The sequence below is a fragment of the Streptomyces sp. 3330 genome (assembly GCF_031456635.1).
Taxonomy (GTDB): Bacteria; Actinomycetota; Actinomycetes; order Streptomycetales; family Streptomycetaceae; genus Streptomyces.
The window spans coordinates 1-19,616 of record NZ_JAVDVA010000019.1 but is presented as its reverse complement, the minus strand read 5'-3'; the positions used below and the strand labels follow the sequence as shown (position 1 = coordinate 19,616).

The following is a 19,616-nucleotide window of genomic DNA, read 5'->3' as shown; positions in this document are numbered from 1 at the left end:
GGGCGGCGGGCTACGACGCGGGCCGTTTCCCGAACCAGTCGAGACACACGACCAGTGCGTCGTCGTCCGGCTCGGGCCTTTCCCGGTGCCCGGCCAGCCCGCGCAGCACGGCGGCCGGGACGTCCGCCGCCGGCAACAGGGAGGCGTTGCCGACCGCGCGCGCGAGGGCGTGCTCGCCGTACGACTCGCCGTCCGGGGCCGCGACCCCGTGGACGCCGTCGCTGACGAAGAGCAGCCGGTCGCCGGGCAGCAGGGTGAGCTCCTGGGCGACGTAGTCGGTCTCCTCGAACATGCCGAGCGGCAGCTGCGCGTCGAGGTCCACCAGGGACAGCACCCGGTCGCGCAGGAGCAGCAACCGCGGTGAACCCGCGTCGACGATCCGCATCCGCCCCGTCGACAGCTCGACGTCCACCAGCAGGACCGACAGGTGCGCCTCGCCCCGGTAGTGGGCGTAGAGCGCCTGGTCGGCCAGGGCCGCCTGACCCTCGATCGGGATGCCGGCCCGGCGCGCGTTGCGCAGCGCGTTGACGCCGAGGCTGGTCAGCAGCGAGGCCTCGATGCCCTCGCCCATCCCGTTGGTGACGTAGACCATCAGATGGCCGTCGGACGCCTCCCAGTCGAAGTTGTCACCGAAGACGGCGTAGGCGGGCTCGAGTTGGGCACCCAGGGCGTACTCCTCCCGGGCGCACGAGCGGGCCGGGAGCAGCTGCCACTGCATCTCCGCCGCCAGCGTCAGCCGTTCCCTGCGGCGGGCCCGCGCGTACAGGTCGGTGTCCCGCTCGGCGACCACCAGCTCATGCCCCAGCAGCTCCGCCAGCTCGGCGAGTTCGGTCAGGGACTCCCGGGTCCGCGCGGGCAGCGTCAGAGACAGCACGCCCAGCCGGTCACCGCGCACGGTGACCGGCAGATGCGCCCGCACCCGGCCGTCGGCCGGCTCCTCGACGTACGGCTGCTGCGACCCGAAGGCCCGCCCGGGCGCGCTGCCCTGCAGCGGCGCCGGCTTCGTGCCGCTCGGCGCGGGCGGTACGGGCAGCAGCACCGTCAGCCCGTAGTCGGCGAGCCGCAGCTCCACGGACTCCGCCCCGTACCGGGTGCGCAGCACCTGGCACAGGGCGTCGGGCAACTGGTGCGGGGCCGCGGAGCGCAGGGCCCGCCCGGCGGCGACGAGTCTGTTCTCGCGGTCGGTCACGACGTCCTCCCGGATGCCGTGGCGCCGGGCCCGTGGCGCCCCCGGCGGCGGGGGTGGGCTGACAGCCGCCGAGAAGCCTGCGAGAGTGTGACCGTGATGTCCCCCTCCTCGCGTCCGCAGCCACTCCAGGTGGCGCGTGTGACCTCAGAGGCGGCGGAGTTGCTGGAAGTCCTCTGGGGCCGTGCCTCGACGGCGCCGGTCTCCGCCTCCCAATTGCGCGTGCTGTTCATCCTGGAGCACCACGAGGGCATCAACCTGCGCACCCTCGCCGAGTTCCTCGGATCCACGCCGCCGTCCACCAGCCGCCTGTGCGACCGGCTCCAGGCCGTCGGCTTCGTCGAGCGCAGGGTCGCCGCCGAGAGCCGCCGGGAGCTGGAGCTCTTCCTGAGCCGCCGCGGGAGCGCCTTCCTCGCCGACCTCAGATCACGTCGTGAGGCGGCGTTGGAGAAGGTGCTGGAGCAGATGCCCGCCGTGCACCGCGCCGCGCTGCTGAGAGGGCTGGAGGCGTTCTGTTCGGCGGCGGCCGAGCAGCTCCACGAGGCCGACGCCACGGACGCCCGCTCCGCCTGACGGTGTCCCCGGGTGGTCGGGTTCGCCCACCGGCACATCCGTCTCCCCTCCCGCATCACTGTCCCGCTCACTCTGTTGCCTTAGGTACACAGTTGTCAAATGACAAGTATTGGGCGGAAGTCGACCGTAGCTGCGCCTTGTCCGACGTCCGCGGGACGGCCGCCCCCGGGCAGCCGGTCAGTCCTGCGGCCCCTCCGGGAGCTGCTGCTTGTCGACGCGCTCCAGGGCCTCTTCCACCGTCTCGGATATGGGCACCGTGAGGCTGACCCCGGTCAGGTCCAGCACCCGGCGCACGGCCGGCGTGGGATCGATCACGTGCACGCTGCCCGGCAGGCTCCGGGCTTCCTGGTACACCCGCAGGATGATGTTCATGCCGGAGGAGTCCATGAACGGGACCGCCGAGAGGTCGATGAGGAAATGCCGTCGGCCGTGATGCAGCTGATTGGCCAGATGGGCCTGTAGATCGGTCGCCGTGTCGAGGTCGAGATGGCCTTCGACCGTGACCAGGGCGACGTCCTCGCGAGGCAGGGTCACCTCGACGGACAGGGGGTTCTGGGCAATGGACACACGTACCTCCGAAAGCTGACGGTCGGGAGCGTCTACCCCAATGGGCGACTTCGATGCACGGCGACGGCGGGTGAAGACGTGCGGGAAGGCCGCACGGAACGGTCGTCATGTGCCGTGTGCCCTGCCCTTCCGTCCGCGGATCCCCGACCTGGTGTCGCGCACAGGCGAATACCCCGGAACCTCTCCACCATGCACACATGACGCAAGTCCGCGCAGGACCACTCCGGCCCCGGGCCGGCTAGCGCAGCCGGATGCCCACGATGCACGTGTCGTCGTCCGTGTCGGACCTGCTGTAGGTGAGCAGCCGGTCCAGCTGCTGGTCCAGCGTCGGCGGCACCGTGCGGGCCTGCACCAGCAGCTGGGTCAGCGACTCCTCCACGGAGCGGTCGCGCCGCTCGATCAGACCGTCGGTGTACATCAGCAGGGTGTCGTCGGCCGCCAGCTGGACCTCCTCCTCCTCGTACACCGTCTCCGGCAGGGCGCCCAGCAGCATCCCCCGCAGCAGGGGCAGCGGCGCCGCCTGGGCGTCGCGCACCAGGACCGGGGGCAGATGGCCCGCCCTGGCCCAGCGCAGGGTGTGCCGGGAGGGGTCGTACAGGCCGCACACGGCCGTCGCCGTGATGGAGCCCGTCAGATGGTGGGCGACGATGTTGAGCCAGGACAGCAGCTGGCCGGGCCCCGCCCCGGTCACGGCCAGGCCGCGCAGCGCGTTGCGCAGCACCACCATGCTGGTCGCCGCCTCGATGCCGTGCCCGGCCACGTCGCCCACGCACAGCATCACCAGCCCGGAGGGCAGGACGACGGCGTCGTACCAGTCGCCGCCCACCAGGTGCTCCTCCTCCGCCGGCCGGTAGCGGACCGCCACCTGGAGCCCGGGGGCCTCGAGCGGCGCCCGGGTCGGCGGCATGATGGCGTGCTGGAGCTGCAGGGCCAGCCGGCTGCGCTCGCTGGCGTGCTGCTCGCTCTGCGCGAGCTGGTCGCGGGTGGCGGCCAGCGCGACCTCCGTCCAGTGCTGCGCCGAGATGTCCTGGTACGCGCCCCGTACGGCGACCAGTCGTTCGTCGGTGTCCAGCACCGGCTCGGCGACGATCCGCATGTGCCGGGTGACCCCGTCCGGCCGCTGCAGCCGGAAGGCGGCGGACGCCGGACGGCGCCGGTGCAGCAGCGTGCGCAGCAGCCTGCCGACGACGACCGCGTCATCGGGATGGGTGTGCGCGGCCAGGTCCTCCAGCGGCACCGGCGGGCTCGACTCCGGCCGCCCGTACAGGGTGAACAGCTGCCCGTTCCAGGTGGTCTCGCCGGTGAGCAGGTCCTCCTCGAAGCCACCGATGCGCCCGAGGCGCTGGGCGTTCTGCAGCAGACTCGCCAGGCGGGCGGCCTCGTCCTCGATCCGCCAGATCAGCAGCACGCTGTTGCCGTGCCGGCTGATGCTGACGTCCGCGACGGCGGCCAGCGGCACCTCGCCGACCAGCGCGGTCAGACTCATCCGGCGCGCGCGGAACGGCTCGCCGGTGGCGTGCACGCGCTCGATCCGCTGGAAGAGGTCACCGCCTCCCGCGGCCATCGGATAGGCCTCGAGGAGCAGGGCCCCGTTGATCACGGCACGCGGCCGGCCCGCCGGGTCGAGGAAGCGGTCGTTGACGTGCTGGATGCGGAAGTCCGCCAGCTTTCCCGCCGGATCGACGTGCGGCACGAGCACGAGGGCCGGGTCGTGCAGCCCGTCCGTCAGGTCCATCAGCTCCAGGGCGTCCGGCAGCACCAGGGGCTCCTGGTCGGAGCCCCGGACGTGCGCGTACGCCTGGAGCGTGTGGGCGCACAGGTCGGCCAGGGCCTCCACCTGACGCACCACCGCGGGCGGCTGCCGGTCCAGCGGGGCGGGCCAGGCGATCTCCAGGATCCCGTCCACCCGTCCGGCGGTGCCCGCCGGCACGGCCGCCCGGCCGCCGTCCGGGTGCAGATGCCGACCTATGGTGGGCAGCCCGGTCCCGGCCAGCGAATCGATCCACTGGGTCGTCCCCTCGGTGTGGGCGCTGCGCGCCACCGTGGCCACCTCCGGCGGCACGTACCGCCAGCGCTCGGCCTCGCCGGGAGGGAACCCCGCGCTGCCGGCGAGGGTCAGCGAACCGTCGGAGCCCGCCGCCCAGATCGCCACGGCGACCGCGCCCAGCGGGCCCAGCGCGTGCTGGAGCAGCGAGTCGGCGACGGCCTGGGTGTCGTGCGCCGCCGCCAGGGCCCCGCTCTCGGCGGCCCGCAGCCGCACGGCCGCCGACTGCTCGGCGGGATCGTCCGGCCGTCCGACCGCCGCGAGGAACGCCTCGGTCACCTCCGACACGCGGTCCTTGGCCGCCTGGTTGATGACGTCCACCGCGAACTCCAGCGGACTCAGGCCGGACTGCCCGGCCAGCACGGACAGCTGCTGGGCCGCCTCGCTCGGGCCGCAGCCGAGGCGCTCGACCAGGATGCCCTTGGCGAGTTCGACCAGAGCGCGTCCGTCCGCCTCCGCCTGGGCCTCCATGACCTCCCGGCGCAGCCGGTCCACGGTGGCCGCGAGCCTGCCCACGGGGGAGGGCGTGCCGGCGCCCTCCGGCTCCGGCAGGTTCACCCCCTCCTCCGGGCCGGGCTGCTCTCCCGTCACGGCGGGCAGGGACCTGCCCTCGCCGGGCTTGGTGGGCTGTGCGGGGATGCTCACGGTGTGCGGTCTCCTCGGCTGGGACGCCTGGTGGCTCGGGCGGGGCGAACGTCCTCAGACGGTCAGCCAGCGTCGGACGCAGGACATGAGGTCGTGGGTGTCGACGGGCTTGGTGACGTAGTCGCTCGCCCCCGAGTCGAGGCTCTTCTCCCGGTCTCCCGGCATGGCCTTCGCGGTCACCGCGACGATGGGCAGGTCGGCGTACTCGGACATGCGGCGGATCTCCGCCGTGGCGGTGTACCCGTCCATCTCCGGCATCATCACGTCCATCAGCACCAGCGCGATGTCCGGGTTGTTGCGCAGCGTCTCGATCCCCTCCCGGCCGTTCTCCGCGTGCAGGACGCGGATGCCGTGCAGTTCCAGGATCCCGCTGAGCGCGAACAGGTTGCGCGCGTCGTCGTCGACGACCAGGACCGTCCGGCCGACGACGGCGTCGTCCGGCAGGTGCGGCGCCACGTGCTGGGGCTCGTCCGGACGGACCAGGGCGAGCACGTCCCCCGGCTGTTCGGCGGAGAGATGCAGGGTGATGCGCTCGCGCAGCTCGTCCAGGCTGGACAGGAACTCCATCGGCTTGCCCGCCGCCCGGGACTGGAGGCTCTCCTCCTGGGCGAGGTCGGCGCGGTGCCCGCTGTGCACGAGCACCGGCACGCCCGTCAGCACCGAGTCGTCGTGGAGGGCCTCCAGGAACCGGGACGCCTCCGCGTCCGGCATCCCCAGCTCCAGGACGACGCAGTGGCAGGGTTCCGCGGCCAGCGCGCCCGCGGCCTCGTGCGCCCCGACGGCGGTGACGATGTCGACCGGCGCCGCCGACGTGCCGTCCTCCCGGCCGCGTGCCATGTCCGCCACGACGCTCTCGGCGACCAGGGTCAGCAGGCCGCGGGGCCGTTCCTCCACCACCAGCAGCCGACGCGGACGCCGGGCCGATCCGGTGACCGCGGGCGGGACCGGGGAGCCGACGGGGATCGCCGCGGGCGGCCCGGCGAGGGCGCGCTCCACGGGCCGGCCGCCCTCGACGACCTCCTGGAAGTCCCGCCGCGCGACGGGCAGGTAGAGCGTGAAGGTGCTGCCCCGGCCCGGCGTGCTGTCCACGGTGACCGCGCCGCCGAGCAGATGGGCGATCTCCCGGGTGATGGACAGCCCGAGACCGGTGCCGCCGTACTTGCGGCTGGTCGTGCCGTCCGCCTGCTGGAAGGCGCCGAAGATGGTCTCCAGCTGCTGCTCCGGAATGCCGATGCCGGTGTCCTTCACCCGGAACGCCACCACGGTGCTGCCGCGGACCACACTGCTCGGCACCTCCTCGTCGGAGGCCGGCTCGATGCGCAGCTCGACACTGCCCTGCTCGGTGAACTTCACCGCGTTGGAGAGCAGGTTGCGCAGCACCTGGCGCAGCCGGGAGTCGTCCGTGAGCAGGTCGGCGGGGGCGCCGGTGGCCGTGCTCACCTGGAACTCCAGGCTCTTCTGCGTCGTCATGGGACGGAAGGTCGCCTCGACGTAGTCGATGAGCTGCCGCAGCGACACCTGTTCCGGCGAGACGTCCATCTTGCCCGCCTCGACCTTCGACAGGTCCAGGATGTCGTTGATCAGCTGGAGCAGGTCCGAGCCGGCCGAGTGGATGATGCCCGCGTACTCGACCTGCTTCGGGGTGAGGTTGCGCGAGGGGTTCTGGGCCAGCAACTGGGCCAGGATGAGCAGGCTGTTGAGCGGGGTGCGCAGCTCGTGGCTCATGTTCGCCAGGAACTCCGACTTGTACTTCGACGCCAGGGACAGCTGCTGCGCCCGCGCCTCCAGTTCCTGCCGGGCCTGCTCGATCTGGAGGTTCTTCGCCTCGATGTCGCGGTTCTGCGCCACCAACAAGGAGGCCTTCTCCTCCAGTTCGGCGTTGGAGTGCTGGAGCTCCTCCTGCTGGGACTGCAACTCGGCGGACCGGGCCTGGAGTTCGGCCGTCAGCCGCTGGGACTCGTCGAGCAGCTCGTCCGTGCGGGCGTTCGCCACGATCGTGTTGACGTTGACGCCGATGGTCACCCTCAGCTGTTCCAGGAAGTCCCGGTGGATCTGGGTGAACGCGCCGACCGAGGCCAGTTCGATGACGCCGAGCACCTGCCCCTCGAAGACGATGGGCAGCAGGACCAGGGCACTGGGCTCCACCTGTCCGAGGCCCGAGGAGATGGTGACGTAACCGGCCGGCAGCTCGTCGACGATGATCGTCCGGCGGCTGCGCGCGGCCTGGCCGACCAGCGAGCGGCCGAACGGGATGCGGGTGGGACGGTCCTCGTCGGCGGGGTAGCCGTAGGTGCCCACGAGCCGCAGCTCCGGGCCGCGCTCGCCGTCCTCGGCGAGGTGGAAGGCGCCGAACTGGGCCGACACCAGCGGCACCAGCTCGTCCATGATCAGCTCGGCGACCACGGGCAGGTCGCGGTGGCCCTGCATGAGGCCGGAGATGCGTGCCAGGTTGGTCTTGAGCCAGTCCTGCTCCTGGTTGGCCCGGGTGGTCTCGCGCAGGGACTCCACCATCGAGTTGATGTTGTCCTTGAGCTCGGCGACCTCGCCGGAGGCGACCACCGTGATCGACCGGGTCAGGTCGCCCTCCGCCACGGCGCTCGTGACCCCCGCGATCGCGCGCACCTGCCGGGTCAGGTTCCCGGCCAGCTCGTTCACGTTCTCCGTGAGGCGCTTCCAGGTTCCCGAGACGCCCTCCACCTCGGCCTGGCCGCCGAGGCGTCCTTCGGTGCCGACCTCGCGGGCGACGCGGGTGACCTCGTCGGCGAAGGCGGAGAGCTGGTCGACCATCGTGTTGATCGTCGTCTTGAGTTCGAGGATCTCGCCCCGCGCGTCCACGTCGATCTTCTTCGACAGGTCGCCGCGGGCCACCGCCGTCGTCACCAGCGCGATGTTGCGCACCTGGCCGGTGAGGTTGTTGGCCATCGAGTTGACGTTGTCGGTGAGGTCCTTCCAGGTGCCGGCGACGTTCGGCACCTGCGCCTGGCCGCCGAGCCGTCCCTCGGTGCCGACCTCGCGCGCGACACGGGTGACCTCGTCGGCGAACGCGGACAGGGTGTCCACCATCGTGTTGATCACGTCCGCCAGCGCGGCGACCTCGCCCTTGGCCTCGACGGTGATCTTCTGGGAGAGGTCGCCGCGGGCGACGGCGGTGGCGACCTGGGCGATGGAGCGCACCTGGCCCGTCAGGTTCGACGCCATGACGTTGACGTTGTCGGTGAGGTCCTTCCAGGTGCCGGACACCCCGCGGACCGTGGCCTGACCGCCCAGGTTGCCCGCCGTGCCGACCTCGCGGGCGACGCGGGTGACCTCGTCGGCGAAGGCGGAGAGCTGGTCGACCATCGTGTTGATGGTGTTCTTGAGTTCGAGGATCTCGCCGCGGGCGTCGACGGTGATCTTCTGGGAGAGGTCGCCCTTGGCCACCGCGGTCGCCACCTGGGCGACGTTGCGGACCTGGTTGGTGAGGTTTCCTGCCATGAAGTTGACCGAGTCGGTGAGGTCCCGCCAGGTGCCCTTGACCCCCTTCACATCGGCCTGGCCGCCGAGGCGTCCCTCGGTGCCGACCTCGCGGGCGACGCGGGTGACCTCGTCGGCGAACGCGGAGAGCTGGTCGACCATCGTGTTGATGGTGTTCTTGAGTTCGAGGATCTCGCCGCGGGCGTCGACGGTGATCTTCTGGGAGAGGTCGCCCTTGGCCACCGCCGTCGTCACCTGGGCGACGTTGCGGACCTGGTTGGTGAGGTTTCCTGCCATGAAGTTGACCGAGTCGGTGAGATCGCGCCACACCCCGGCGACACCGGGCACCTGCGCCTGGCCGCCGAGGCGTCCCTCGGTGCCGACCTCGCGGGCGACGCGGGTGACCTCGTCGGCGAACGCGGACAGCTGGTCGACCATCGTGTTGACGGTCTCCTTCAGCTGAAGGATCTCGCCCCGGGCCGGCACGTCGATCTTCTGCGAGAGATCACCCTTCGCGACCGCGGTCGCCACCTGGGCGATGTCGCGCACCTGGGTCGTCAGGTTGCCGGCCATGGCGTTCACGGAGTCCGTCAGGTCGGCCCAGGTCCCGGAGACCCCGGGCACCTCCGCCTGGCCGCCCAGGGTGCCTTCGGTTCCCACCTCGCGGGCCACCCGGGTGACCTCGGAGGTGAAGACGGACAGCTGGTCGACCATGCCGTTGAAAACGGTGGCGATGTCACCCAGCAGACCGTCGCCGTCGGTGGGCAACCGGGTACCGAAGTCCCCGTCGCGCACGGCCGTCAGGCCGGCCAGGAGCTGCCTGAGCTCGTGGTCACCGGGAACCGTGTCCAGGGACTCGGTCGCGTTGCTGGTCATGCCTACCCTCGTTCCGCTCCCCAGGAGCCCCCGGGCGGGGGCTCGGAACCGGGCCGCCCGGGTGGACGGTCCCGCATGTAGTACGTGGATTTCCGCAGTTCACGGGTGCGCGCGATGAGGGAAATCCGCCGCAGGCTAACCCACCGGAGCACGGCGCAACAAAGCCTCACTCACTTTACGCACACAGGATTTCCAGGAGGCGGTCACCGTGCATGCACGAGCGGAAGCGGGGTACGCGCACAGCTTTGCCCGGGACGGCGAACGCCGTCCCGGGCAGAGTCACGACCGAATGTTCCCGGGGTCAGGCGACCTCGGTCCCCAGCAGTCCGGTGCGCAGCCGCTGGACCATGCGGCCGATCAGCCGGGACACGTGCATCTGGGAGATCCCGAGCTCCCTGCCGATCTCGGCCTGCGTCCGCTCCTCGACGAAGCGCATGTGGATGATCCGCCGCTCCCGGTCGTCGAGCTCGGCGATGAGCGGCGCCAGCGAGTGGAAGTCCTCCACCAGCTCCAGCGCCGGCTCCTCGGCGCCGAGGAAGTCGGCCAGCACCGATTCGCCGTCCGCGCCGCCGTCGGAGGTCAGGGCCGCGTCGAGGGAGGCGGAGGTGTAGCCGTTGGACGCCTTGCGCGCCTCGATGACCTCCTCCTCCGACAGCGACATCAGCTGCGACAGCTCACGCGTGGTGGGCATGCGGCCCAGCCGCGTCTGCAACTCCTCGGTCGCCTTGGCCAGTTCGACCCGCGCCTCCTGGAGCCTGCGCGGCACGTGCACGGCCCAGCTCGTGTCCCGGAAGAACCGCTTGATCTCGCCGACGATGTACGGGATGGCGAACGAGGTGAACTCGACCTCGCGGGTCAGCTCGAACCGGTCGATGGCCTTGATCAGCCCGATCGTGCCGACCTGGACGATGTCCTCCATCGAGTCGCCCCGGCCGCGGAAGCGGGAGGCCGCGTACCGCACCAGTGAGAGATTCATCTCGATCAGGGTGTTGCGCACGTACTGGTACTCGTGGGTGCCCTCCTCCACGACGGCCAGCCGGTCGAAGAACCGGCGCGAGAGCTCCCGCGCGTCCTTCGGGCTCACCTGGGTGGGCATCTCGATGAGCGGAACCCCTCCTCGCGGGCTCTCCGTGCCCGCCCGTACTGCCGTGGCCGTCGTTGCGTGTGCCGTCACGGCATTCACTCCGTTCGTCGAGCCGGTCGATGACGGAGTCCGTCTGCCCCGGGTTCCGCGACTCATGCCTGTCTTTCCGCACAGAATTTTCCGACGGGTGCTGATACCCCCTCTCTTCGGTCAGGAACGGACAGACATGCCTTGAATGCGGGCGCTGCGGGCGGGTAAAGGCAGCTGTGGAACGCGAGAAGGGAGCAGTGTGACCATCGACGGAATCTGGTCGTACACGGCGGAGAGCGGACACGCCGAAGGACAGGACCTCACCGACTACGCCGTCCAGACGGCCGACGGCACCCTCGGCCACGTGGAACGCGAGGCCGACCCGCTCGGCATGCGGCACCTGGTCGTCGACACGGGCGTCTGGCTGTTCGGCAGGAGCGCCGTCGTGCCGGTGGGCGTCGTGACGGGCGTCGACCACGCGGAGCGCAAGGTGACCCTGGGCTGCACCGGGGACGAGGTCAAGGACGCGCCCCGATTCCGCACCGACAGCGAGACGACGGACCCGGAGTACCTGAACGCCGTCGGTGACCACTATCGCCGGCTGACATCGCGGGGAACGCCATCGGTATGAGGGAAGAAGGACTCGCGCCCGCGCGCTCGGCACCCGGCCGGGGGACGGCGGGGACTTCCGTGAGGACCGCCGCGGCGGCCCGGGCCCACGCCCGCGCCGTGGTGGACGCCCGCTGGAACCGCTCCACCCGGCCGGCGCGCGAGGAGGACGTCATCGACCTGCTGCTGGTCGTCTCGGAGCTGGCGGCCAACGCCGTCCGGCACGGTGGCGGATTGGCCGGGTTCGAGATGACACCGGTACGGGACGGGGTCCGGCTGGCCGTACGCGATCACAGCGACGCGGAGCCCGCCGCGGTGGGCGGACCGGGCCTCGGCTCGGCCGGCCACCGGGTGGGCGGCTACGGCTGGCCGCTGGTCGTCCGCCTGGCCCGGGACATCACCATCGACAAGCACCACGACGGCGGCAAGACGATCAGCGTGTTCGTGCCGGTCCGGACCGCCGGGGAACCCGCCTGACAAGACGGGGCGGGCGAGAGACGGCAGGACGGGACGAGGCGGACGCGAGCTCTCCCGTCGGACCGAACCGGCTGCACCGACGGATTCACCAGGGCAGGAAGACGTGCACGTCCTTGCCCTCGGGCCGACCGGCCTCGCTCGGCACCACGCTGACCTGACTGCACAGCGTGTGCACCAGGTACCAGCCGATGCCGCCGCCCCCGCTGTCGGGGTGGAACGGCCGGGGGGACGGCAGCACGCGGCTGCTGTCGTGCAGCGTCACGTGCACGCCGTCGAAGGTGGGGCGCAGGCCCAGCTCGAAGGGGCCGGGCGCGTACTGGACGGCGTTCGCCGCCAGCTCCGTCACGATCAGCACGATGTCGTGCCAGCACTCCGGAGCCGTGGGCGGCACGGTGCCGGCCAGCTCCTGGAGGAACTCCTCCGTTGCCAGCCGTGCACCCGTCACGTCCTGGGGTTCGCCCGCGAAGCGGGCCGTGCGGCTGGGAATGGCCCAGGAGGACAGTGCGTCGTTTCCACGCGGCTCGGTTGCCATGTCTTCAGTGCGGCCCCTGAGTCTCCGGGACCGTCATCCTTTCTCGTACGGCTCTCTGGCGTCGCCCCTACAGGGTTCCCGAGGGCGCCCGGGCTACGCGTCCGTCGTCCGACGGCCTGGATCGGGTCCGCGAAGTCCCGTTCGGCGGGAAGGGCGGAGGGCGCCGCACCGCCGCCACGGCGTCGTCACGGAGCCCCGTGATCACCGGGTCGGCGGACCCGCGGCCCGTCCGGCCCCGGGTCCGCCGGCTCCACCGGTCAGCGGAACACGTCGTCGGCGTCGTCCCACCCGAGCACCTCCTCCGGCGTGCTCTGCCGGGGCAGCCGCGCCCGGGCCTGGTACATCGCCTCGATCTCCGCCGCGTAGTGCGCCACGATCGAGTCGCGGCGCAGCTTCATCGAGGGCGTCAGCAGGCCGTTGGTCTGGTCGAACGCCTGGGGCAGGATCCGGAACGCGCGGATGGACTCGGAGCGGGACACCGTGCTGTTGGCCGCGGCCACCGCCCGCCCGACCTCCTCCCGCAGGGCGTTCTCCTCGCGGGCCTCCCGGCTCTGGGAGTCGCCGTGCAGCATCAGGGTTCCCCGCCAGTGGGCCAGGAAGTCGGGGTCCAGGGTGATCAGCGCGCCCACGCAGGGCCGGTTGTCCCCCACGACCACGGCCTGATGGACGAGCGGATGCATCCGCAGCCGCTGCTCCAGCGCGGCGGGCGCCACACTCTTGCCGCTGCTGGTGATGATGACGTCCTTCTTGCGGCCGGTGATCGTGAGGTAGCCGTCGGAGTCCAGGAACCCGAGGTCACCCGTGGCCAGCCAGCCGCCCCACAGCGCGGCCCGCGTCGCGGCGTCGTCGTTGACATAGCCCTGGAACACCGACGGGCCGCGCACCAGGATCTCCCCGTCGTCCGCCACCCGGATGTCCGTGCCCGGCAGGACCTGTCCGACGGTGCCCGACTTCTCCCGGCCGAGCGGCTGCATCGTGATCCCGCCGCTGGTCTCGGTCAGCCCGTATCCGTCGTGCACATAGATGCCGATGCCCTCGTAGAAGAGGGACAGGTCGCGGTGGAGCGGTGAGCCGCCCGAGGTGGCGCGGTGGACTCGGCCGCCGAGCGCGGCCCGGAGTCTGCGGTACACCGTCCGTTCGAACAGGGCGTGCTGCAGCCGCAGGTCGAACCCGGGCCCCGAGCCGCGGCCCAGCCGCTGGCGCTCGACGGCGGCCGCGAAGTCACGGGCCGTCTCCGCCGCCCGCTCGAACAGGGCGCCGCGGCCGGCCTCCTGGGCCGTCCGCAGGAAGTTCTTGTAGATCTTCTCGAACACCGACGGCACCGCGTACAGGTACGTCGGACGGAAGGTGCGCAGCGCCTCCGCGAGGGCTTCCGCGCCGATGTCGGGCTGGTGGCCCATCAGGATGCCGCCGCGCAGACACAGGCCCTGGATCATCAGTCCGTACACGTGGGAGAACGGCAGGAAGGCGAGGACGCTCGGACGGCGTCCGGCGGGCGCGGCGGTGTGCCCCCAGCCGGCCAGCAGGGTGTCGCAGGGGCTGGCGAGGCTGCGGTGGCTCAGCGCGCAGCCCAGGGGCCTGCCCGAGGTCCCGGAGGTGTAGGCGATCACCGCGGTGGAGTCGGGCAGCACGATCCGGCGCAGCGAGTCCACCGTGGTCATCGGCACCAACTCACCTCGCTGTGCGAGGTGTTCGAAGGCCCCGGCGTCCAACTGCCATACGTTGCGCAGGGAGGGCAGGGCCGCGCACACCGAACCCACGGTCATGACACTCTGTTCGTCCTCGACGATGACGCCCACGCAGTTCGAGTCCCGCAGGATCCACTCGACCTGCTCGCGCGAGGACGTCGGATAGACGGGGACGACCTCGGCGCCCACCGCCCACAGCGCGTGGCACAGGACCGTCCACTCGTACCGGGTGCGCGCCATGATCGCGACGCGATGACCGGGGGAGATGCCGGACGCCACGAACCCCTTCGCCAGGTCGACCACCTCGTCCCGCAGCTCGACGGCCGTCACCTCCTCCCAGTCGCCGGAGGCGCCGTCCGGACGGCGGGAGAGCACGGGGAGGGTGGGAGTGCGGGCGGCTGTCTCGAAGACGGTGTCGGCGAGGCCTCCGGTCAGGGGCGTGGTGGCCGGGGGAGCGAGGGCGAAGTCGCGCATGCGCTGCTCCTGAGGTGTACGGGCTGTGACTCCGCCGACGGGAACTGTTATCGACGGTGGTCGAATCTAGCCCAGGTGGGACCGGTTGTGGCCTGGAACGAATAACAAATTCGCGTTGATGATCCCGGCCTGCCGCCTCCCGGCGCCCACGACGGCCCGCCGCCGGTGCAGCGCACGGTCCGCAGGCGCTCGAAGCACCTGATCCACGCCGATCCCGACCCCGGACCGGAACGCGCGACCGGACCGGAACCCGGCCCGTGTCGGTGCTCCGCACGCGAAGCGGAAGCGCGGCGGCAGGGGAGCCGGACTCAGGCCTGGGTGTGCTGCACGCAGGCGGTGACCACCTCGCGCAGACTGCCGGTGCGCTCCCACACCTCGCGCTGGAACCGGGAGCCGTTGCCGTCGCGCAGCAGTCCGTCGCAGGAAGCGCGGGCCCGCTCCAGGTCGCCGCTGTCCGCCAGCGCGTCCTCGACATGCGCCAGCAGCGCCCGGACCACGGTCTCGGCGGGCGCGCGGCGCATGGTCTCGGGGTGCAGCAGGTCCTCGGTGAGGCCCGAGCGGGCGGCCCGCCAGCCGGCCAGCCGGAGCAGGCTCACGCTGTGGTCCAGCGGCTCCCGGCCGGCCTCCCGGTCACGGGCGGCGGTCTCGACGAGCCCCCGCACCAGCGTGGCGATCAGCACGGCGGTGTCCGCATGCAGACAGACGTCCGCCACCCGCACCTCCACCGTCGGATAGCGCGCCGACAGCCGGGCGTCGAAGTAGACCATGCCCTCGTCGAGGATCGTGCCGGTGTCCACCATGTCCGCCACCCGCCGGTGGTACCGCTCCGCCGAGCCGAACAGCTCGGTCGGCCCGGCCGACGGCCAGCGCTGCCACACCCGGCTGCGATAGCTGCTGTAGTCCGTCTCCGTACCCTGCCAGAAGGGCGAGTTGGCACTCAGGGCCGTGAGCACCGACAGCCAGGGCCGGATCCCGTCGAGGACCGCGACGCCCTCCTCGTCGGAGTCGACGGAGACATGGACGTGGCAGCCGCACACCATCTGCTCACGCGTCGCGATGCCGTACTGCTCCGCCATCCACTGGTAGCGCCGGTTCATGCTGACGGAGGGGCGCACCGGCAGCGGGGAGGTGGCGAGCGCGGCGACCGCGCACCCGGCCGCCTCCGCGTGCCGGGCCGCCTCCCCGCGTATCCGGACGATCTCCGCACCGAGTTCGCCCATGCCCGACTGCGGGTGGGTGTTGAACTCGAGCATCTGGCTGTGCAGTTCTTTCTCGAAGACGCCGTCCTCCGCCCCGCGCCGGGAGGCGCGGGCGAGGACGGCGGCCGACAGGGCCTGGGGCTCCCCGGTCTCCGGGTCGACCAGGAGGAGTTCCTCCTCCACTCCGACGGTGCGCACGGGATGCGGCCTCTCTCTGGTGGGTGGTACGCACCCGACTGCCCCGCCCGGGACAGTTCACACGGACGACGGCGCGAGCCACACCGTGGCCAGAGGCGGCAGGGTCAGGGCGATCCCACCGTCCCGCGCCGCGACCGGGGCGGGGTGGACGACGCCGCTGCCGCCGTAGCACTCGGCGTCGGTGTTGAGCACCTCGCGCCAGGCCGGCGCCCCCTCGGGCACGGCCAGCCGGTAGTCGTGGCGCACGACCGGGGAGAAGTTGCTGACGGCGAGGAGCGGAGCGCCCTGGGCGTCGTGGCGCAGGAACGCGAAGACGTTGTCCTCCGCGGCGTCGCCGACCACCCACCGGAAACCGGCGGGATCGGTGTCCCGCTCCCACAGGGCCGGGGTGGCCCGGTAGACCGTGTTGAGATCACGCACCAGGTCCCGCACCCCCCGGTGATCGCCGGCGGACGCGTACCCCGGGTCCAGCAGCCACCACTCGGGCCCGTGCGCCTCGGACCACTCCGCGCCCTGCGCGAACTCCTGGCCCATGAAGAGAAGCTGCTTGCCGGGGTGGGCCCACATGAACCCCAGGTACGCGCGGTGATTGGCGCGCCGCTGCCACCAGTCGCCGGGCATCTTGGAGACCAGTGCCTGCTTGCCGTGGACGACCTCGTCGTGGGAGATGGGCAGCACGTAGTTCTCGCTGTAGGCGTACACCATCGAGAAGGTCATCTCGTTGTGGTGGTACTTGCGGTGCACCGGCTCCTTGGCGATGTACTCCAGCGAGTCGTGCATCCAGCCCATGTTCCACTTCAGCCCGAACCCCAGTCCGCCGCTGTCGGTGGGCCGGGTCACGCCCTCCCACGCGGTGGACTCCTCCGCGATCGTCACGACCCCCGGGTTGCGTCGGTAGACCGTCGCGTTCATCTCCTGGAGGAACGCCATGGCGTCCAGGTCCTCCCGGCCGCCGAACACGTTGGGCGACCACTGGCCGGAGTCCCGTGAATAGTCGAGGTAGAGCATCGAGGCGACCGCGTCCACCCGCAGTCCGTCGACGTGGAACTCCTCGCACCAGTAAGTGGCGTTCGCCACCAGGAAGTTGCGCACCTCGACGCGTCCGAAGTCGAACTCGTACGTCCCCCAGTCCGGATGCTCGGCCCGCCGGGAGTCACCGGGCTCGTACAGCGGCTCCCCGTCGAACCGGCCCAACGCCCAGTCGTCCTTCGGGAAGTGGGCGGGCACCCAGTCCACGATCACGCCGATCCCGGCCCGGTGCAGGGCGTCCACCAGGAACTTGAAGTCGTCCGGCGTGCCCAGGCGCGAGGCCGGCGCGTAGAACCCGGTGACCTGGTAGCCCCAGGAACCGGAGAACGGATGCTGGGCGACCGGCATGAACTCGACGTGTGTGAAGCCGAGATCCTTGACGTACGGCGGGAGCTCCTCGGCCAGCTCACGGAACGTCAGTCCCGGTCGCCAGGACGGCAGATGGACCTCGTACACGGAGAACGGCGCCACGTGCACGGGGACGTCGCCCCGGTGGGCCATCCACTCCTCGTCCGCCCACTCGTAGTGCGAGGCGTGGACGATCGACGCGGTGTCCGGCGGCACCTCCGCGCGCCGGGCCATCGGGTCGGCCTTGAGGAAGCGATGTCCGTGACGCGAGGTGATCTCGAACTTGTACCGGGCGCCCTCGCCGATCCCGGGCAGGAACAGCTCCCACACCCCGGACGCGCCGAGGGACCGCATCGGGAAGGCGGTGCCGTCCCAGAAGCAGAAGTCCCCGGCGACGCGCACCCCCTGGGCGTTCGGCGCCCACACCGTGAACCGGGTGCCGATCACACCCTGGTGGGCCATCGGCTCCGCGCCGAGCGCCTTCCACAGCTCCTCGTGCCGCCCCTCCCGGATGAGATGCAGGTCCAGGTCGCCGAGCGCGGGCAGGAAACGATAGGGGTCGTCCACCTTGTGCTCGGCGCCCTCGTACGACACCAGCAGGGTGTACGAGGGCACCGCGTCGAGCGGCAGGACGACGGAGAAGAGACCGTCGCCCTCCGAGACCAGCGGGACGGGGTCGCCGTCGATCACGACGCTCACGCCGTCCGCGAACGGCCGCAACGCCCGGAAGGCGATCCCGCCCGGTACCGGGTGCGCGCCCAGCAGGGCGTGCGGATCGTGGTGGGAGCCCGAGAGCAGGCGCCCGCGGTCGGCCGGGTCGAGCGCGGGCGCCGTGCGCGGGCGGGGGCCGGCCGACTCGGGCGGAGAGGTGTCACGCAGGGCCACAGGGGTCAGCCTCCTCGGACGGCGAGTCGTTCGATCGCCGCCATGGGTACGGGCAGCCAGTCGGGACGGTTACGGGCCTCGTACAGCACTTCGTACACGGCTCGGTCCGTCTCGTAGGCACGCAGCAGGGCATGCTTCTTGCGGGGGTCCCAGCCCGCGCGGGCCGCGTAGCCGGCGCAGTAGGCCTCCCGGCAGCGGCGCGCCCACTCCGGCCGCCACGGACGGCGCTGGCGGGCGGCGTAGTCGAACGAGCGCAGCATCCCGGCGATGTCCCGGACCGGGGAGTGGGCACTGCGGCGCTCGGCCAGCGGACGGGACGGTTCGCCCTCGAAGTCGATGACGAACCAGTCGCGTCCGGCGCGCAGGACCTGCCCGAGGTGCAGGTCCCCGTGGATGCGCTGGGCGGGCGGTCCGGCGTCGCACACGGAGAGCGCGCCGAAGGCCGTGGTGAGGCCCGGCACGAACGGACGGAGCGCCGGCACGTGGTGCGCGGCGGCCTCCAGCCGCTCGGTCATCGCCGCCGCCGTCCGCCCGTCCTCGGCGTCCGGGCCGGCCGGCAGCGCTGCGGCCAGCGCGAGGTGGACGTCCGCGGTGGCCCGCCCCAGCTCCTCGGCCTCCGCCGTGAAGTCCTCCCCGCGCGCGAGGGCCCGCAGCGCCAGGGTCCAGCCGTCCGACGCGTCGGGCAGGAACGGCTGGAGCACGCCGAGCGTCGCCTCCTGCGGATGCGTCGTGCGGAACCAGGCCACGGGCGCGGGCACCCGCCCGCATCCCTGCCCGGCCAGCGCGACCGGTACCTCCAGATCGGGGTTCACCCCCGGCTGGACACGCCGGAAGATCTTCAGGATGAACGCGTCCCCGTACACCAGCGAGGTGTTGGACTGCTCGGCCTCCAGCAGTCGGGGGGCGAGCCCGGCGGGCAGCGACACGGACGGGTCGGACTCGAAGCACAGCGGGCCCAGCGTGCCGGGGTGCCGCATCCGCTCCAGGAGCAGCTGCGCCGACCGGGGGTCCTGCAGCGCGTCGTGCACGGTCAGCCCGGCCATCGGCCCGTCCTCGACCCTGCCGATCAGCGCCCGTCCGAGGCGCGGCGACAGATGCTCCTGGACGCCGAGGAGCAACTGGTAGCAGTCCCCGGCCGGGGGAGTGCCCCCGGGAGTGGGGACGCCCGACTGATCCGCGTGCACGAGCAGATGCAGACAGCCCGGGTACAGCTCGGTCATCGACAGCATGCGCAGATCGGTGAGCGGCCGGTCCTTGCCGGCGAACCAGCGCTGGCGCGGCAGCCACTCGCACAGCAGCGCGGCGAGCGGCCCGACGGAGCGGACGCCGCTCGCGCTGCTCGGTCGCAGGGGTGCGGTCTTCGTCACGGTGACCCATCCTTTCCCCGGCGCTCGCTCACAGGCGGCGGCCGATCCGGGACGCGGCTCTGGTGAGCCGGAACCAATAGAAGCCGTGTCCCGCGAGGGTGAGCAGGTAGGGCAGTTCGCCGATGGCGGGAAAACGGACCCCGCCGAAGAGCTCGACGGGGTGCCGGCCGTCGAACCGGCGCAGGTCCAGTTCGGTGGGCTGCGCGGAGCGGGAGAAGTTGTGCACGCACAGCACCACGTCGTCCCCTCCGTCGGCCGTCAGGGGGGCCTCGCGCAGGAAGGCGAGGACGGCCGGGTTGGAGGACTGGAGCTCGGTGTAGGTCCCGAGGCCGAAGGCGGGGTTCTGCTTGCG

Annotated in this window: 14 protein-coding genes; 3 read left to right on the top strand and 11 right to left on the bottom strand. The window is 71.8% G+C overall.

The window, feature by feature from the left end:
- Positions 1 to 10: 10 nt before the first annotated feature.
- Positions 11 to 1,189, bottom strand: a complete 1,179-nt coding sequence (locus tag J2X68_RS27995; RefSeq protein WP_310435350.1) for a PP2C family protein-serine/threonine phosphatase — start codon at positions 1,187 to 1,189, stop codon at positions 11 to 13.
- A 96-nt stretch (positions 1,190 to 1,285) separates the two neighbouring features.
- Here J2X68_RS27995 and J2X68_RS27990 point away from each other — a divergent pair, with 96 nt between their 5' ends.
- On the top strand, positions 1,286 to 1,759 hold the full coding sequence (locus tag J2X68_RS27990; RefSeq protein ID WP_310435496.1) for a MarR family transcriptional regulator: 474 nt from the start codon (positions 1,286 to 1,288) through the stop codon (positions 1,757 to 1,759).
- Between the two features lie 177 nt (positions 1,760 to 1,936).
- Here the strand turns inward: J2X68_RS27990 and J2X68_RS27985 are convergent, their stop codons facing one another.
- The 4 genes from J2X68_RS27985 to J2X68_RS27970 form a co-directional block, all read right to left on the bottom strand.
- The gene (locus tag J2X68_RS27985; RefSeq protein ID WP_310435349.1) at positions 1,937 to 2,326 is read right to left on the bottom strand and encodes an STAS domain-containing protein; all 390 of its coding nucleotides are present in this window, start codon (positions 2,324 to 2,326) and stop codon (positions 1,937 to 1,939) included.
- Between the two features lie 238 nt (positions 2,327 to 2,564).
- Positions 2,565 to 5,015: a SpoIIE family protein phosphatase gene (locus tag J2X68_RS27980; RefSeq protein ID WP_399041003.1), complete on the bottom strand. Its 2,451-nt coding sequence runs from the start codon at positions 5,013 to 5,015 to the stop codon at positions 2,565 to 2,567.
- Positions 5,016 to 5,069: 54 nt separating this feature from the next.
- Positions 5,070 to 9,344: a HAMP domain-containing protein gene (locus tag J2X68_RS27975; protein ID WP_310435348.1), complete on the bottom strand. Its 4,275-nt coding sequence runs from the start codon at positions 9,342 to 9,344 to the stop codon at positions 5,070 to 5,072.
- Positions 9,345 to 9,645: 301 nt separating this feature from the next.
- Positions 9,646 to 10,527, bottom strand: coding sequence for an RNA polymerase sigma factor SigF (locus J2X68_RS27970; protein WP_399041001.1), 882 nt, complete (start codon positions 10,525 to 10,527; stop codon positions 9,646 to 9,648).
- Positions 10,528 to 10,717: 190 nt separating this feature from the next.
- On the opposite strand from J2X68_RS27970, the gene J2X68_RS27965 reads away from it, so the two are divergent.
- Both J2X68_RS27965 and J2X68_RS27960 read left to right on the top strand, forming a co-directional pair.
- Positions 10,718 to 11,089 (top strand): PRC-barrel domain containing protein, encoded by a 372-nt coding sequence (locus J2X68_RS27965; RefSeq protein ID WP_310435347.1) that lies wholly within the window; start codon positions 10,718 to 10,720, stop codon positions 11,087 to 11,089.
- A 59-nt stretch (positions 11,090 to 11,148) separates the two neighbouring features.
- Positions 11,149 to 11,544 (top strand): ATP-binding protein, encoded by a 396-nt coding sequence (locus tag J2X68_RS27960; protein ID WP_310435346.1) that lies wholly within the window; start codon positions 11,149 to 11,151, stop codon positions 11,542 to 11,544.
- Positions 11,545 to 11,629: 85 nt separating this feature from the next.
- Here the strand turns inward: J2X68_RS27960 and J2X68_RS27955 are convergent, their stop codons facing one another.
- The 6 genes from J2X68_RS27955 to J2X68_RS27930 all read right to left on the bottom strand — a co-directional run.
- Positions 11,630 to 12,076 carry an ATP-binding protein gene (locus J2X68_RS27955; protein WP_310435345.1) on the bottom strand — a complete coding sequence of 149 codons (447 nt, stop codon included), beginning with the start codon at positions 12,074 to 12,076 and terminating at the stop codon, positions 11,630 to 11,632.
- A gap of 257 nt (positions 12,077 to 12,333) precedes the next feature.
- The gene (locus J2X68_RS27950; protein ID WP_310435344.1) at positions 12,334 to 14,238 is read right to left on the bottom strand and encodes an AMP-dependent synthetase/ligase; all 1,905 of its coding nucleotides are present in this window, start codon (positions 14,236 to 14,238) and stop codon (positions 12,334 to 12,336) included.
- A gap of 308 nt (positions 14,239 to 14,546) precedes the next feature.
- On the bottom strand, positions 14,547 to 15,635 hold the full coding sequence (locus J2X68_RS27945; RefSeq protein WP_310435343.1) for a glutamate--cysteine ligase: 1,089 nt from the start codon (positions 15,633 to 15,635) through the stop codon (positions 14,547 to 14,549).
- A 57-nt stretch (positions 15,636 to 15,692) separates the two neighbouring features.
- The gene (gene glgB / locus J2X68_RS27940; protein WP_310435342.1) at positions 15,693 to 17,897 is read right to left on the bottom strand and encodes a 1,4-alpha-glucan branching enzyme; all 2,205 of its coding nucleotides are present in this window, start codon (positions 17,895 to 17,897) and stop codon (positions 15,693 to 15,695) included.
- Between the two features lie 5 nt (positions 17,898 to 17,902).
- The gene (locus J2X68_RS27935; RefSeq protein ID WP_310435341.1) at positions 17,903 to 19,264 is read right to left on the bottom strand and encodes a maltokinase N-terminal cap-like domain-containing protein; all 1,362 of its coding nucleotides are present in this window, start codon (positions 19,262 to 19,264) and stop codon (positions 17,903 to 17,905) included.
- A gap of 28 nt (positions 19,265 to 19,292) precedes the next feature.
- Positions 19,293 to 19,616: alpha-glucosidase C-terminal domain-containing protein (locus J2X68_RS27930; RefSeq protein ID WP_310435340.1), on the bottom strand; the 324-nt coding region annotated here is incomplete at its 5' end.

Bases quoted from the DNA above. Each gene is read 5' to 3' on its own strand.
- J2X68_RS27990 (WP_310435496.1), top strand. From the start codon at position 1,286: ATGTCCCCCTCCTCGCGTCCGCAGCCACTCCAGGTGGCGCGTGTGACC.
- J2X68_RS27975 (WP_310435348.1), bottom strand. From the start codon at position 9,344: ATGACCAGCAACGCGACCGAGTCCCTGGACACGGTTCCCGGTGACCAC.
- J2X68_RS27955 (WP_310435345.1), bottom strand. From the start codon at position 12,076: ATGGCAACCGAGCCGCGTGGAAACGACGCACTGTCCTCCTGGGCCATT.
- J2X68_RS27950 (WP_310435344.1), bottom strand. From the start codon at position 14,238: ATGCGCGACTTCGCCCTCGCTCCCCCGGCCACCACGCCCCTGACCGGA.